We start from the raw sequence: 14607 nt of genomic DNA, 5'->3' as shown, positions 1-14607 counted from the left end.
TAGCGGCAGCTTATCGCATGGACAATCACCTGCGCTGCGCCATATCCAAAGCCATGAATACGATCCAAGATATCTGTATTATCGGCGGCGGCCTGAACGGCTGCGCACTTGCACTGACTGCGGCCCAAGCAGGCCTGTCGGTGACATTGATCGACGCACAACCGCTGGCCGATCACACCGATGCGGGGTTCGATGGGCGCTCGTATGCGCTGGCCCTGGCCTCTCAGCGGTTGCTGGCCACAACAGGCCTTTGGGATGATCTAGACGATCATGCGCAACCCATGCTTGAGATCAAGGTCACCGATGGGCGCGCTGGCGAAGGCCCGTCACCCTTCTTTTTGCATTTTGACCACGCCGAAATTGAAGAAGGGCCAATGGGCTTCATGGTCGAGGACCGCCACTTGCGTGCGGCCTTTCTGGCGGCCGTCGCAGAGACAAGCATCACGCATATCACAGGTAAAACCGTCACCGACCAATCCATTCACCCGATGCACGCGACCGCCCTTTTGGATGATGGAACAGGCATCAATGCCCGCGTTCTGATCGGCTGTGACGGTCGGCGCTCTTCCACGGCTGAACGTGCGGGCATCGCGCGCAGTTTCAAAGACTACGGGCAAACCGCACTTGTCTGCGCCATCGAACATGATCTGCCCCATAACGGCATCGCACATCAGTTTTTTATGCCAGCTGGCCCTTTGGCGATCTTGCCGCTTACAGGCAACCGATCCAGCATCGTTTGGTCTGAAACACATGAAACGGCAAAAGAGGTCTCGCAGATGGCCGATGCCGCGTTTATTGACCACCTCAAGCCCCGCTTTGGCAGTTTTCTGGGCGATATCAAACTGGCAGGCGCGCGGTGGTCCTATCCACTGAACCTGACATTGGCAAAATCCTTTGTGGGCGAGCGGCTGGCGCTTGTGGGCGATGCGGCGCATGGCGTGCACCCCATCGCAGGTCAGGGGCTGAATGCAGGGCTGCGCGATGTTGCCGCTTTGGTCGAAGTGCTGGCCGAGGCCAAGCGCCGCGGTGAAGATATTGGATCACCGCTTGTTTTGGGCCGCTATCAACAATGGCGCAGGTTTGATACGGCCACGCTTGCGGCGGCGACTGACGGGTTCAACGCGCTCTTTTCAAACGACAATCCGCTTTTGCGCGGCTTGCGCGATATCGGTATGGGGATGGTGAACAAAGTGCCAGCACTTCGCCGTAGCTTCATCCGGGAAGCCGCAGGGCTAACAGGTGATTTGCCTAAATTGATGAAAGGCCAACAGGTCTAAAGGGCGCGGGCTTCATCTACCAAAAGGATCGGGATACCTGCGCGGATCGGAAAGGCCAGTTTCGCCCGTTTAGAGATAAGCTCTTGCGCCTTAGCATCATAATCCAAGGTCGTCTGCGTGCGCGGACAGACCAGTGCCTCTAGCATCTTGGGGTCAAATTGGGGCGCGTTCGCATGGTCAGGGTGGCTCATTGCAGAATCTCCTCGGCCTGCCCCCCTCGTAGCGCAAATTCGATCAGGGTCACAAGGGTCTCGCGCCGCGTTTGCAATGTTGGGGCTTCCAGCAAAGCCTGTTTATCCTCAGGCTCAAACGGGCACAGCATCGACAGTGAATTGATCAACAGTTCCTCATCGGCTTCCTTCAGACTGTCCCAATCGGTTTTGAGATCCTGGTCCTCAAAAAACCGCGCAAGCAGATCCAAAAACGCAGGCCTGTCAAAGCCCTTGTCAGTCTCCTCGCGGCCCAGGTCGCGATCAAACCCGTCCCATGACACCTCGCAGCGGCGATAGGGGGAAAACCCTGTTACCTCATTGCGCACCCGAAACCGTGACGCCCCTGCAAGGGTCACCATATAGCGGCCATCCTCTGTTTCGGAAAACGCCGTCAGGCGACCGGCACAGCCAATCGCGTGCAAGCCGTTGTCGCCGCGCCCTTCGTAGGGTTGGACCATCCCGATCAACCGCGTGCTGGTCTTCATGCAATCCTCGATCATCTGTAAATACCGCGGCTCAAAAATATGCAGCGGCAATCGCGCACGTGGCAACAACAGCGCACCGGGCAGCGGAAAAACAGGGATCGTGTCGGGCAGGTCAGCAGATTTGATCATAACGCTCAAGTAGCCCGTGATCTGGATCAGACAAATATCATCGACGACAATTTGCGACGCCCGTTCAAAGCGATCGGGTCTTTCGCCTCAAGTGCGTCGAAAATCGTGAACAGCTGCGTTTTGGCCGCGGCATCATTCCAGTCGCGATCACGACGGAACAGGTCCAGCAATTCATCAACGGCGCCTTCCACATCGCCCGCCGCATGCAGCGCAGTAGCAAGATCATACCGTGCTTGATGATCGTCGGGGTTTGCCTCAACCGCGCGGCGCAGATCGTCCAATGGCCCTGCGCTTGCGGCTTGCTTGGCCAGCTCTAATTGCGCGCGTGCGGCTTCCAATTCGGGCGCATCGCTGATTTCAGCAGGCGCGCCATTCAGGATTGCCTCTGCCTGCTCCACGTCATCCAGTGCCAGATGCGCGCGGATCAGCCCACCGTAGGCGGCCGCGTTGTTAGGGTCCTCGCCAAGCACAGCGGCAAAGGTCTGCGCGGCATCCACGGCAGCACCTTCGGCCAGCATTTCTTCTGCCGCCTCCACCGCATCGCCAAGGCCGCCATCGCCTTTACCACCGCCCAATTCGGCGACACGCACCACAAATTGATCCAATTCAGACTGCGGCACAGCGCCTTGAAACCCATCAACAGGTTGGCCCTGCCAGAACGCATAAACCGTCGGGATCGACTGGATACGCAACTGCCCTGCAATCTGCTGGTTCTGATCCACGTCGATCTTCACCATCTTCACCGCGCCCTTTGCCTTTTTGACCGCAGTTTCAAGGGCAGGGCCAAGCGTCTTGCACGGGCCACACCACGGCGCCCAGAAATCCACAATCACCGGCACCGTTTGCGACATCTCGATCACGTCTTGCATGAATGTCGCCTCGGACGTGTCCTTGATCAGATCGGCATCCGCAACGCCACCGCCACCCAGTTCTAACATCTCAAAAGTCCTTCAAATTGCCTTGCCTCACATATGTGCAGCGCCGCGCCATATGTCAAAGATCAAACGTCGCAAAAACGGGGGCATGGTCGGATGGTTTCTCCCACCCGCGCGCATCGCGCACCACGCGGCTGCCATGCGCGGCTGCCTTAATATCGCCCGTCGCCCAGATATGATCCAGCCTCCGGCCCTTGTCCGCCGCGTCCCAATCCTTGGCCCGATAGGACCACCAGCTATACAGACGCCCGTCAGGAATATCGGCACGGGTCACATCATGCCAATCGCCTGCGTCCATCACCTGTCCAAAATGCTCTACCTCGATTGGCGTGTGGCTCACGACCTTCAGCAGCTTCTTGTGGTCCCAAACATCATCCTCGCGCGGGGCGATGTTCAGATCGCCCACAAGGATGCTTTTGCCAGGTTTATCCGCCGCAAAGGCGTCCCGCATATCGGTCAGATAATCCAGCTTTTGCCCGAATTTTTCGTTCACCGCACGGTCCGCCACATCCCCGCCCGCTGGCACATAATGGTTGTGGATGGTGACACCGTTTTCAAGCCGTCCTGCGATGTGACGCGCATGCCCAAGACCTGCGTAATCCTCGGCCCCCGCCTCTACCATCGGCAGTTTCGACAGGATCGCCACGCCGTTATACCCCTTCTGCCCCCGCGCCACCATGTGCGTGTAGCCAAGTGCGGCAAACCCTTCGGTCGGGATTTTCTCGACAGGGCTTTTACACTCCTGCAAACACAGCACATCGGGCGCTTCTTCACGCAGCAGCTTCAGCACAATATCCTCGCGCAGACGCACCGAATTGATGTTCCAAGTGGCAAGTGTGAACGGCATAGGGTTGGCTCCTTCAGCGGGTGTGGAGGCAAGTGCTAAACCACTATGCCCCTAGGTGCCAGTGGATGCAGGTGGATTTAACGTTCAGGCAGACCCTTCACCTGTCTGATCGTGCAACCACTGCGCCATTTACAAAGGGCAGCTTAGAGTCACCTCAAGCCCCCCGCCATCGTTGCTAAGGCCAAGTGTGCCGCCGAACCCTTTGGCCACCGCGGCGGCGATGGGCAGGCCAAGCCCTGATCCTGCACTCGGTCCAATCTGGCTAAAGCGGCCTAACGCGCGGTCAAAATCACACTCGGCAATTCCTTTTCCATCGTCCTTGACGCTGACAACCAATGAATCCCCCGCGTATCTGGCACCAAGGCGGATTTGCGACACATCAGGGCCGCCATGTAACATCGCATTGGTGACAATATTAAGGATCGCCTGCTCAAACATCACCGGGTCGCCCGTCAAATGCGTGGTGCGACCATCCAAGTCGGACACAAAAGCGATCCCCCGTTCGCGGGCCATTGCACTGCTTTTCTCGGCTATCGCCTGCAGACGCTGCATCGGATCAAACTGCGTCATGTTTTGCGCTGTCAGGCCTGCTTGCGCGCGTTCCAGTGTCAGCAAATTATTCGCCAGTTGGCCTGCGTCGCGTGCCGCATCAAGCAGATCAGCCGATCTTTCGCGCATATCGTCCAGCGTTTTGGCATTCGAAACGGATTCCGCAAGGCTGAGCACACCCGCAATCGGATTGCGCAGCTGATGCGCGGCATCTGATATAAACGCGTTCTTTTCATCCAGTGTGCGCGACAGATCATCCAACAATTTGTTAAACCGCCCGACAATTCCACGGACCTCTTGGGGAATACGCCGCTTGATGGGGGACAAATCCGTCGGGGACCGACGCGCAATCGCCTCCTCCAGATCGGTCAATGGGGCCAAACCACGGGCCACCCCGAACCACACAATCACCGCCAAAGCGCCGATCAACGCCGCGATGATCAGGAAAACAGGGCCCGTGCGCGACGCCACAAAACCATCCCGCACCGATGTTTTTTGCCACACGGTAAAGGTGAAGGGGCCGGATATTCCGTCAATTGTCGTGGTTTGGGAAAATCGTAATGCGCGGACGGGATCACGCTGATAATTCGCATCATAGTAGCTTTGGGTGGCGTCAGGCTCGATCGCGGATGGCGGCACCGGCGGTGTGGCATATCCCGTCACAAACACACCGTCAGGCGCGTAGACGTGATAGAACACAGCACCCCCAGAGGTATCGCGCAGCAAATCGCGTGTTTCTTCGCTAAGTGCATCGCCACCTGTCACGGCCGTATCGCGCGAAATAGCTAGCGCCGTGGAAAGCAAAGACCGATCAAACCGTTCCGCGGCATTGGTTTGCGCATCAACATAGGCCCAGGTCCCAATCAATACCGCCACAAGGATCAGCGGCAGCAGAATAATCAGGGTCAATCGCCCGCGCAGCGAAAGGCTCTGCCTCATACCGCCCCCTGAAGCATGTAGCCCAAGCCACGCTTGACGTTGATCGCAACACCGAAGGGCCGCAGCCTTTTGCGCAGTCGTGACACATACACCTCCACAACAGGCTCATCGACATCCGATCCCGTGCCATAAAGGCTGTCCAAAAGGGCCTGTTTGGACACGATACGGCCATTGGCCAGAAGAAGCCGTTCAAACAAAGCGACCTCACGACGCGGAATATCAAGCGGCCCATCGGGGCCAATCACCATGCGGGCCGTCTGATCAAACGTCAGGTTTCCAACGGATCGCACCTGTTTGGGCTTTTCGATCACGCGGCGCGACAAAGCCCTGATGCGCGCGCCGAATTCTTCCATCTCGAAGGGTTTGCTCAGATAATCATCTGCACCCGCATCAAGGCCCGTAATTTTGTCTTCCGTTTCGGCCTGGGCGGTCAGCAGCAAAACCGGCCTTTGATCATCGCGCGTCCGCATGTGGCGTAGAATGGTCAGCCCGTCCATGTCCGGCAGATTGATGTCCAGTACGATTATATCCACGTCCTCGTCGCGCAGCACCATGTCGGCCTCTGCTCCGTTGTGCAGCATATCCACCGCATGGCCTGCATCCCGCAAATAATAGCGGATGCCTTTGGCGACAGAGATGTTGTCTTCGACAAGCAGGATCCGCACAGGCTGCTCCTCAATTAAAATCGGCGATGCAAGGTTCACGCAAGGATGCCACTGCACGGTCGCGGCATCAAGGAGGCGAGGAGGCCTTCTGATTCTGTATTTAGGGGCCAATTTGGTCCTTCTGGGAGGAAAACACATGCTCAAGAAAACTCTGGGCGCGCTCGCGCTCACATCCGCTTTGGTGGCCACACACGCCGCTGCCGAAGGCCATTCGATTGATCTGGCTGGCAAGACTGTGGAATGGATCATCCCGTTCTCGGAAACGGGCGGTTCGGCCAAATGGGCCAACTTCTACGCGCCATTGCTGTCCGAAGCGCTGCCCGGCAACCCAACGGTTGTTGTCACATTCAACCCCGGCGCAGGCTCAACCAAAGGGGCCAACGCGTTTCAGGAAATGGAATACGAGGATGGCACAACCATCTTTGGTTCGTCGGGGTCGACCCAGTTCCCCTACCTGCTAAGCGATCCACGCGTGCGCTATGAATATAGCGATTGGAACGTGGTTCTTGCTTCGGGCACAGGCGGCGTGGCCTATCTTCCACCTGAATTGTCGGCGCAACTGGGCGAAGGTGGTGATGCATCTGCTCTGCGCGACGAAGACTTCATCTATGGTTCCCAAGGGGCGACCCGTCTAGACCTCGTGCCGCTGCTGGCATGGGAAATGCTTGGCCTTCAGGTTGAGCCCGTATTCGGCATCGAAGGGCGCGGTGATGGCCGCTTGATGTTTGAACGCGGTGAAGCCAACATCGATTACCAGACATCGTCCAGCTTCCTGTCGGGCGTGACCCCTCTGGTCGAAGCGGGCACAGCGGCACCTTGGTTCTCGTTCGGGGCACTGGATGCAGAAGGCAACATCGTGCGTGACCCGACGTTCCCTGACATGCCAACCTTCAAAGAAGTCTGCGACGCCACCGAAGGCTGCGAAACTTCGGGCGAGCAGTGGGATGCGTGGAAAGCGTTCTTTGTTGCAGGTTTCCCTGCCCAAAAGATGGTGTTTTTGCCAGCAGGTGCGCCTGACGCGGCAGTCGCCACATTCACCGAGGCCTTCGCAGCCATCCAGCAACGCGAGGATTTCGCAGAAATCAGCAAAGCGCGTCTGGGCGTCTATCCACAGCTGACAGGTGATGCGGCAAAAACCGCAATGGCCAGCGCGACAGACGTGCCACAAGAAGCCAAAGACTTCGTGATCAACTGGCTGAGCGAACGTTACGGCGTCGTTCTTCAGTAACCCACCAATCAACCCCATCCGCGTATCAGCGGGTGGGGTTTCTTCTTTTCCAGCGCATATAATCGGGGGCCGTTATGGAGGTCTTTGCAACAGCATTGCCTGCGTTGAACGACGCATTTGCAATGATCTTACAACCGCATGTGATTGGCTATCTGCTTCTTGGCGTGGTCATGGGGCTTTGCATCGGGGTCTTTCCCGGTTTGGGCGGCATCGCGGGCCTGTCGCTTTTGTTGCCATTCATGTTCGGCATGGAGCCTGTCACTGGACTGGCCCTGATGGTCGGCATGGTGGCCGTTGTCCCCACATCCGATACCTTCGCGTCCGTCCTGATGGGTATTCCGGGATCATCGGCGTCCCAAGCCACCGTTCTGGACGGCTTTCCAATGGCAAAGAAAGGTCAGGCCGCGCGGGCTTTGTCGGCCGCTTTCGCCTCATCGCTTTTTGGTGGTCTGGTTGGCGCTGCCTTCCTGACCGTTTTCATCCTTGCCGCGCGCCCCATTGTTTTGCTGTTTCAAACCCCCGAACTGCTGATGATTACCATCTTCGGTCTGTCGATGGTGGGTATTCTTGCAGGGCGCGTTGCGCTTAAGGGCCTGGTTGCTGCATGCCTTGGCATCCTTGTGGGAACGATTGGCGAAGGGGCCAGCTCGGGCGCGCTGCGCATGTCCACTTACGACATGCCTTATCTGGTTGATGGTCTGAAACTGGTCATCGTGGGTCTTGGCATCTTTGCCATCCCCGAAATCGTAGCGCTGTTGCGTCGTGACAGGGCCATTTCCGATCGCGCGCCCTTGGGTGGCGGTTGGGCAGAGGGCGTCAAAGACTGGTGGGCCAATAAATGGCTGTCTGTGCGTTGCTCGCTGATTGGTGTGGTTGTGGGCGTCATCCCGGGCCTTGGCGGATCCGTCGTGGACTGGATCGCTTACGGCCACGCGGTGCAAACTTCCAAAGACAAATCAGGCTTCGGATCTGGTGACGTGCGTGGCGTGATCGGGCCAGAAAGCTCGAACAACGCCAAAGAAGGTGGCGGGCTGGTGCCAACACTGTTGTTCGGCATTCCCGGCTCGGGCTCTATGGCGATCTTCATTTCGGCAGTGGCTTTGCTTGGAACAGGCTCGATCGAGGTCGGCCCATCGATGCTGAAAAACAACCTTGATTTCACCTATGCCATTGTCTGGCTTTTGGCGCTGGCGAATGTTGCAGGCACGATCATCTGCATCGCAGCCTCTGGCGGCATTGCGAAACTGACCGAAATCCGTTTCGCCCTGCTGGCCCCGTTCCTTTTTATGATTATTGCTTTTGCCGCGTTCCAGTCGCGTCAGGAAATCTGGGACTTGGTCGCACTGTTCGGGATCGGCCTTCTGGGTATCTTGATGCGGCGCTTTGACTGGTCGCGCCCTGCCTTTCTGATCGGCTTTGTTCTGGCGGGCCCTGCTGAACGCTACACCAACCAAGCCTACCAGATCGGCGCATCACGGTTCCGCCGTGGCTTTGAAGAAGGCATCGAATATATCTTCAGCCCCATCGTGATCGTGCTGGTCATTATCACCCTGCTGTCGGTCGTCATCGGCCTGCGCCAGTCCAAGAACATTCAGGCCGAAGGCGCCGTCGCATCAGGCAGCAAACGTGCGCCCATCATCTTCTTGCTGGCGGTCACGGCCTACATCGCACTGGCCTACTGGAACGCGGCGATCATACCGGACTTTGCCCGCATGGACCGTGTGTTCCCTGTGTTTGTGGCCACCGTCGCCCTGATCGGCTGTGCGCTCTTACTTGTGCAGATGATGCGTGCGGATGAAACCTCGGCGATCTTTGCAGATCGAGAGGCCGAAGACGCAGGCGAAAACGTGCATGGGCTTTGGGCCACCTTGGGGTGGTTTGCAAGTCTGCTGATCGCCTCTGCCATCGTCGGTTTCATCCTCGCACTCGCAGGCTTTTTGTTGCTGTTCATCCGCCTGCGGGCGGGCAAAAGCTGGATTTACGCAACCGTCTACACGGGCATTGGTATCGCCTTCATCTGTGCAATGGCGTGGACCCTGAACCGCGATTTCCCGCCGGGGCTGTTGCAAAGCTATTTCGAACTGCCGTGGCCACTGACATGACCCAGACCGCAATTCCCTTCCTGTTCATGCGTGGCGGCACATCGCGTGGCCCATATCTGAACCGCGCTGATCTGCCAGAAGATCGCGAGACTTTGGCGCAGGTGTTGATTGCTATGGTCGGCTCGGGTCATCCGTTAAACATCGACGGGATCGGCGGTGGCAATGCAGTGACGACCAAAGTCGCCATGCTGTCCCAATCGGATGATGACTGGGCCGATATCGACTATTTTTTTGCCCAAGTAAGTGTTGAAGACCAAACAGTCGATTTCAAACCGACCTGCGGCAACATCCTGTCTGGCGTTGGCCCTGCCGCACTCGAAATGGGATTGATGCCCGCGTCGCACGGACAAACGGACGTCAAAATACGCGCCGTCAATACGGGGGCGCGGGTCATTGCAACGGTGCAAACCCCAACAGGCGCCGTCGCATACGAGGGCAGCGCCGCGATTGACGGTGTGCCCGGCACATCTGCGCCCGTTGCGTTGCAATTCATGGATACGATCGGTGGGGCGACAGGTGCCTTTTTGCCTACTGGTCATCTGATCGATACCTTCGCTGGCGTCGATGTCACCTGCATGGATGTCGCCATGCCCATGGTGATCGCAAAGGCCACGGCCTTTGGCCTGTCGGGCTATGAAAGCGCGGACGAGCTGAACAACAACACAGAGTTTTTCGCCGCAATGGAAGCCGTGCGCATCCAAGCAGGCGAGGCGATGGGCATTGCGGATGTAGCGTCCTCTGTCACGCCGAAATTCGGGCTTTTGGCCCCTGCCAAGGATGGCGGGACCATCGCAACCCGCTATTTCATGCCGTGGAAAACCCACCCGACAATGGCCGTGACAGGCGCGCAATGCCTTGCCTCTTGTGTGCTCACACCGGGCACCGTGGCACAGGGTATGGCGCACCGCTCCAATGAACGGCCCGCAAAGGTCACGTTGGAACATGCGTCGGGCCAGATTGATGTGCTTGTCGACTATGACCTGACCGCCGATGGCATTGATCTGCGCTCTGCTGGATTGGTGCGCACGGCACGGCTTCTTGCACGGGGCGAAGTGATGATCCCCGCATCAATTTGGAGCACCACATGAAGGTTCACATCCTCGACGATTGGTTCGACACCCTGCGCGGCTTGCCATGTTTTGAAAAACTGAACGACCACGATGTCACCGTCTGGACCGATCATGAGCCTGACCCCGCAAAGCTGGCCGCCCGCATTCAGGACGCCCAAGCATTGGTTTTGTTTCGCGAACGCACCCAGATCGGAGCAGAGCTGCTTGGCCGCGTGCCAAACCTCAAACTGATCAGCCAGCGCAGCGTCTACCCCCATATCGACGTTGATGCCTGCAGCGCAAACGGCGTTATGCTGTGTTCGAACATGTCAGGCGGTGGCCCGAACTATGCGGCAGCCGAAATGACACTGGCCCTTATGCTGGCCAGTTATCGCCAGATCCCGCAGCAGGTGGCCAGCATCCGCGCAGGCGATTGGCAGATGGGCGTGGGACGCACGCTGCATGGACGCACGCTTGGGCTTTACGGCTACGGGCGGATCGCGCAGGCCGTCGCGGACTACGCCGAAGCGATCGGGATGAATGTGCAATGGTGGGCCTCTGACGAGGGGCGCGTGCGTGCGCAAGCCGATGGGCGCACGCTGGCCAACAGCCGCGCCGCATTTTTTGCAACCTCCGATATTGTCAGCCTGCATGTCCGTCTCAAACCCGCAACGCAGGGCATTATCACCGCGGATGATCTGGCGGCGATGGCGCCGCGCAGTCTGCTGGTGAACACATCCCGCTCTGGCCTAATTGGCGCGGGCGTTCTGGAAGCCGAAATCGCCAAAGGCCGCATACACGCAGCCGTCGATGTCTTTGATAGCGAACCGATGCGCGACACGGGCAACATCCTTCTAACCCACCCCAACGTGCTGCCAACGCCCCACATCGGCTATGTGACAGAGGACGAATTTGATCTGCAGTTCAGTGATATTTTCGACCAGATCAATGCCTATGATGCAGGCGCGCCGATCAATGTTATCAATCCCGAGAGTGCTGGCTGAACAACCGTGCTGCAACAGGCGCTCCCACGATAACGGTCACAATCCGCAAAACATGGTGTGCGATGACAAAAGCCAGATCGGCACCCGCAATCAGTGCAAGCACCGTCATTTCGGCCTGACCACCTGGCGCAAAGGCCAGCAAAGTTTCCATCGGCGGGGCAAGCGCAAACAGGTGGATCACCTCGACAAAGCCCGCCGACAGCACCAGAAGGATCAGGCAAAATCCCAGTGCCGCCGTCACATCGCGGCGCACTTCTGCGGCTGTGACGCCTGCGTATTTTGTGCCCACGGACATGCCAATGAAAAACTGCGCGGCCCAGATCGCCTCGGCAGGTGGGCGATGCTGCAACAGTCCCGCCAAGGCCAAAAGACCCGCAAGGATCATGGGCCCAAGAATAGACGCGCCAAAAAGCCCGACGGCTTTTGCAATTTGCCACCCCGCCAGCCCCGCAACCACCATCAGGGCAAGCTGCGAAAGGGGCAGCGTTGCGGCGGGCACACCGGGGGGATTACTCAGATCAACGCCCCAATAGCCTTTCAGGATAAACGGCAAGGCCACCACAATCACCATCACGCGGGTCGCATGGATCAACGACAGCGCGCGCACGTCGCCGCCCGCTTCTTCGCCAAACAAAAGCATATCCTGCAAGCCGCCGGGCATCGCGGAATAGTAACTGGTCGCGAAATCAAACCCCCAAAGGCGCTGGAAATACGGCACGCCGATCAAGCCAATCAGAAACACCATGAAGGGCACCAGCATCAGCGTTGTCCAATAGCCCGCCATGCTGACCACCAAGGCGGTGGTAAATGTTGCGCCCACGGCCACACCAAGGATCGAACGCATCGCGTTGTTCAAAACGGGAATACTTTTCATCTGCGCACCCAACAACGCGGCAATCAGACAGGCGATGATCGGTCCCAACAACCACGGCAGCGGCAAGCCAGCTACGTGAAACACGGCCACACCAAGCCCTGCGATCAAATGGGTTGTGGCAATCCGCTTCATCCGCGCATGACCCTGAGCCGATAGCGCAGCGAGGTTTGCAAATGTGCCTCTGCCGCAGCACCCGCACCCTCTATGTCGCCTGCACTGATGGCGTCGATAATCTGACTGTGTTGATGGACAACGGTGGCGATCCTATCGGCATCGGCCAAGGTGGTCGGCCCCAACAACAGCAGCGCGTTATTGATGGCACGCGCGGCATCCAGCAAAAACCGGTTCCGCCCCGCCAGATAGACAGCCTGATGGAATTTCTGATTGATGGCCGATGCGCGGGCGGCGTCATCATGGGTCTTGCTGATATCTTCGTTCAACGCTGCAAGCGCGTCGATCTCTGCCTCTACACTATGTTTGGCAGCCATTTCTGCCGCTGTGCGTTCCAACACCAGCCGCATTTCATACAGCTCGACCACTTCGGCCTGACCAAGTTTGCGAATGACCGCGCCGACACGCGGGCGATGTTCCACGATGTTTTCAGCCTCTAGACGGCGCAGGGCTTCGCGGATCGGCGTGCGCGAAAGTGACAATCGTTCGGCAATCTCAACCTCACGCAGCCGATCACCGGGTTGATACAGCCCCGTTTCGATCGCCTGCATCAACTTGGCAAAGGCAACGCCCCCTTGGGACAAATCGGTCGGATCAACCTGCATGAATAAACTCTCTTTTCAAATTGTATCCGCTTGGATACACAGCTTGATAAAGAGAGGAATCGCATATGTCAAAGCAGATCATCGTCGTCGGGTCAGGCAACGCCGCCCTGTGCGCAGGCATCGCCGCATTGGAAGCAGGCGCTCGGGTCTTGATGCTGGAAAAGGCAGACGAGGCACTGGCAGGTGGCAACACAAAATACACCGCAGGCGCGATGCGCTTTGCCTATGACGGCGTCGATGATCTGATGCCCCTGCTGAAAGACACAGATGATCCGCGATTGGCCAAGACCGACTTCGGCGGCTACACAACCGCGAAATTTGCCGATGACCTGCTGATGTTCAATGGCGGGCGTCCATTGTCACCCGAACAAGAGCATCTGATCGAACAGTCGCTGCCCGCCATGCAATGGCTTGGCCATCATGGCGTGAAATTCGAACCCATCTACTCACGCCAGAGTTTCGAGAAGGATGGCCGCCACGTCTTTTGGGGTGGCCTGACGCTTGCCGCCGAAAACGAAGGCGTTGGCCTGTTCGATATGGAACTGGCCGCATTCAAACGTCTGGGCGGCGAAATCCGTTATCAAAGCCCCGTCACCAGCCTGATCACCCACGACGGCCATGTGGTCGGTGTCACGGTCGGCGAAACGCAGATCATGGCCGATGCCGTGATCCTTGCCTGCGGTGGGTTCGAGGCCAGCACCGAGCGGCGCCGCGACTGGATGGGCGGCCATTGGGACAAGGCCAAGGTGCGCGGCACGCCGATGAACACAGGCGATGGGCTGGCCATGGCCCTGCAGGTCGGGGCACAAAACTACGGCCTCATCGATGGCTGCCACGCCACCCCAATGGACCTGCATATGCCCGATTACGCCAACCTTGATCTGCCCGCGGGCGAGCGCAAGAACTATCGCAAAATCTGCTACTTCCTTGGCGTCATGCTCAATGCCAATGGCGCACGTTTCGTCGATGAAGGCGAAAATTTCCGCAACTATACATACGCCCAATTCGGCAAAGCCGTGCTGGAGCAACCGGGTCACTTTGCATGGCAGATCTTTGACGCAAAAGTCGATGACCTGCTTTATGCCGAATACCGCTTCCACGATGCCCATTATGTTCAGGCCGACACGCTTGATTCGCTGTGCGACAAACTGGAAGGCGTTGATGCCGCCGCCGCCCGCGCCACGCTTGAGGCATTCAACCAAGCCGTAAACGAGGACGTGCCATTTGATCCAACATCGCTAGATGGCAAAAACACACCCGGCCTGCCACTGCCCAAATCAAACTGGGCGCAGAAATTTGATACCCCACCGTTCAAGGCCTATCCCGTCACAGGCGGGATCACCTTTACATATGGCGGCCTGAAAGTGTCCCGAAACTGCGAGGTTCTGGACACGAGCGGCACCGCCATCAGCGGGCTGTTCGCCGCAGGCGAAATGGTGGGCGGCGTGTTTTTTGAGGGCTACCCGGGCGGGTCGGGCCTCACATCGGGCGCGGTGTTCGGGCGCTGCGCAGGCCAAGGCGCAGCCGCCTAGCCAG

The 14607-nt window shown here is 58.2% G+C and carries 14 protein-coding genes; 6 read left to right on the top strand and 8 right to left on the bottom strand.

The annotated features are described in order from the left end of the window. Nucleotides 1–17: 17 nt before the first annotated feature. Nucleotides 18–1277, top strand: a complete 1260-nt coding sequence (locus L1065_RS08610; RefSeq protein ID WP_237095054.1) for an FAD-dependent oxidoreductase — start codon at nt 18–20, stop codon at nt 1275–1277. On the opposite strand, the gene L1065_RS08605 is transcribed toward L1065_RS08610, so the two are convergent. The 6 genes from L1065_RS08605 to L1065_RS08580 form a co-directional block, all read right to left on the bottom strand. Next, a complete protein-coding gene (locus L1065_RS08605) occupies nt 1274–1468 on the bottom strand; it encodes a Trm112 family protein (protein ID WP_237095053.1) in 195 nt (64 codons plus the stop codon). The genes L1065_RS08610 and L1065_RS08605 overlap by 4 nt on opposite strands. Further along, nucleotides 1465–2103: an LON peptidase substrate-binding domain-containing protein gene (locus L1065_RS08600; RefSeq protein WP_237095052.1), complete on the bottom strand. Its 639-nt coding sequence runs from the start codon at nt 2101–2103 to the stop codon at nt 1465–1467. The genes L1065_RS08605 and L1065_RS08600 overlap by 4 nt, the downstream gene beginning before the upstream one ends. A 26-nt stretch (nt 2104–2129) precedes the next feature. Then, the gene (trxA, locus tag L1065_RS08595; protein ID WP_237095051.1) at nt 2130–3041 is read right to left on the bottom strand and encodes a thioredoxin; all 912 of its coding nucleotides are present in this window, start codon (nt 3039–3041) and stop codon (nt 2130–2132) included. Nucleotides 3042–3096: 55 nt separating this feature from the next. Further along, entirely contained in the window at nt 3097–3885 is a 789-nt protein-coding gene (locus L1065_RS08590; RefSeq protein WP_237095050.1) for an exodeoxyribonuclease III, read from the bottom strand. A gap of 129 nt (nt 3886–4014) precedes the next feature. Beyond that, entirely contained in the window at nt 4015–5373 is a 1359-nt protein-coding gene (locus L1065_RS08585; protein ID WP_237095049.1) for a sensor histidine kinase, read from the bottom strand. Continuing rightward, on the bottom strand, nt 5370–6038 hold the full coding sequence (locus L1065_RS08580) for a response regulator (RefSeq protein WP_237095048.1): 669 nt from the start codon (nt 6036–6038) through the stop codon (nt 5370–5372). The genes L1065_RS08585 and L1065_RS08580 overlap by 4 nt, the downstream gene beginning before the upstream one ends. Before the next feature lie 136 nt (nt 6039–6174). Between L1065_RS08580 and L1065_RS08575 the strand changes: the two genes are divergently transcribed. From L1065_RS08575 to L1065_RS08560, 4 genes are all read left to right on the top strand, one after another. Then, nucleotides 6175–7266 carry a tricarboxylate transporter gene (locus L1065_RS08575; protein WP_237095047.1) on the top strand — a complete coding sequence of 364 codons (1092 nt, stop codon included), beginning with the start codon at nt 6175–6177 and terminating at the stop codon, nt 7264–7266. Between the two features lie 74 nt (nt 7267–7340). Next, nucleotides 7341–9368, top strand: a complete 2028-nt coding sequence (locus L1065_RS08570) for a tripartite tricarboxylate transporter permease (protein ID WP_237095046.1) — start codon at nt 7341–7343, stop codon at nt 9366–9368. Beyond that, the gene (locus tag L1065_RS08565; protein WP_237095045.1) at nt 9365–10456 is read left to right on the top strand and encodes a 4-oxalomesaconate tautomerase; all 1092 of its coding nucleotides are present in this window, start codon (nt 9365–9367) and stop codon (nt 10454–10456) included. Before L1065_RS08570 ends, L1065_RS08565 begins: the two co-directional genes overlap by 4 nt. Continuing rightward, entirely contained in the window at nt 10453–11421 is a 969-nt protein-coding gene (locus tag L1065_RS08560) for a D-2-hydroxyacid dehydrogenase family protein (protein ID WP_237095044.1), read from the top strand. Before L1065_RS08565 ends, L1065_RS08560 begins: the two co-directional genes overlap by 4 nt. On the opposite strand, the gene L1065_RS08555 is transcribed toward L1065_RS08560, so the two are convergent. Both L1065_RS08555 and L1065_RS08550 read right to left on the bottom strand, forming a co-directional pair. After that, on the bottom strand, nt 11399–12427 hold the full coding sequence (locus L1065_RS08555) for an AbrB family transcriptional regulator (protein ID WP_237095043.1): 1029 nt from the start codon (nt 12425–12427) through the stop codon (nt 11399–11401). The genes L1065_RS08560 and L1065_RS08555 overlap by 23 nt on opposite strands. Beyond that, on the bottom strand, nt 12424–13071 hold the full coding sequence (locus L1065_RS08550; protein ID WP_237095042.1) for a GntR family transcriptional regulator: 648 nt from the start codon (nt 13069–13071) through the stop codon (nt 12424–12426). Before L1065_RS08550 ends, L1065_RS08555 begins: the two co-directional genes overlap by 4 nt. 65 nt (nt 13072–13136) lie before the next feature. Here L1065_RS08550 and tcuA point away from each other — a divergent pair, with 65 nt between their 5' ends. Further along, complete coding sequence (tcuA, locus tag L1065_RS08545; protein ID WP_237095041.1) at nt 13137–14603, top strand: FAD-dependent tricarballylate dehydrogenase TcuA; 1467 nt, start codon at nt 13137–13139, stop codon at nt 14601–14603. Nucleotides 14604–14607 lie beyond the last annotated feature (4 nt).

The sequence above is a fragment of the Nereida sp. MMG025 genome (assembly GCF_021654165.1).
Classification (GTDB): domain Bacteria; phylum Pseudomonadota; class Alphaproteobacteria; order Rhodobacterales; family Rhodobacteraceae; genus Nereida.
Note: the sequence above shows the minus strand (reverse complement) of the source record. Positions and strands in the feature narration are given on the sequence as shown.

What these genes read in the sequence shown, in the direction of transcription:
- L1065_RS08610 (WP_237095054.1), top strand. Translation starts at nt 18, where the DNA reads ATGGACAATCACCTGCGCTGCGCCATATCCAAAGCCATGAATACGATC.
- L1065_RS08605 (WP_237095053.1), bottom strand. Translation starts at nt 1,468, where the DNA reads ATGAGCCACCCTGACCATGCGAACGCGCCCCAATTTGACCCCAAGATG.
- L1065_RS08600 (WP_237095052.1), bottom strand. Translation starts at nt 2,103, where the DNA reads ATGATCAAATCTGCTGACCTGCCCGACACGATCCCTGTTTTTCCGCTG.
- trxA (WP_237095051.1), bottom strand. Translation starts at nt 3,041, where the DNA reads ATGTTAGAACTGGGTGGCGGTGGCGTTGCGGATGCCGATCTGATCAAG.
- L1065_RS08590 (WP_237095050.1), bottom strand. Translation starts at nt 3,885, where the DNA reads ATGCCGTTCACACTTGCCACTTGGAACATCAATTCGGTGCGTCTGCGC.
- L1065_RS08585 (WP_237095049.1), bottom strand. Translation starts at nt 5,373, where the DNA reads ATGAGGCAGAGCCTTTCGCTGCGCGGGCGATTGACCCTGATTATTCTG.
- L1065_RS08575 (WP_237095047.1), top strand. Translation starts at nt 6,175, where the DNA reads ATGCTCAAGAAAACTCTGGGCGCGCTCGCGCTCACATCCGCTTTGGTG.
- L1065_RS08570 (WP_237095046.1), top strand. Translation starts at nt 7,341, where the DNA reads ATGGAGGTCTTTGCAACAGCATTGCCTGCGTTGAACGACGCATTTGCA.
- L1065_RS08565 (WP_237095045.1), top strand. Translation starts at nt 9,365, where the DNA reads ATGACCCAGACCGCAATTCCCTTCCTGTTCATGCGTGGCGGCACATCG.
- L1065_RS08560 (WP_237095044.1), top strand. Translation starts at nt 10,453, where the DNA reads ATGAAGGTTCACATCCTCGACGATTGGTTCGACACCCTGCGCGGCTTG.
- L1065_RS08555 (WP_237095043.1), bottom strand. Translation starts at nt 12,427, where the DNA reads ATGAAGCGGATTGCCACAACCCATTTGATCGCAGGGCTTGGTGTGGCC.
- L1065_RS08550 (WP_237095042.1), bottom strand. Translation starts at nt 13,071, where the DNA reads ATGCAGGTTGATCCGACCGATTTGTCCCAAGGGGGCGTTGCCTTTGCC.
- tcuA (WP_237095041.1), top strand. Translation starts at nt 13,137, where the DNA reads ATGTCAAAGCAGATCATCGTCGTCGGGTCAGGCAACGCCGCCCTGTGC.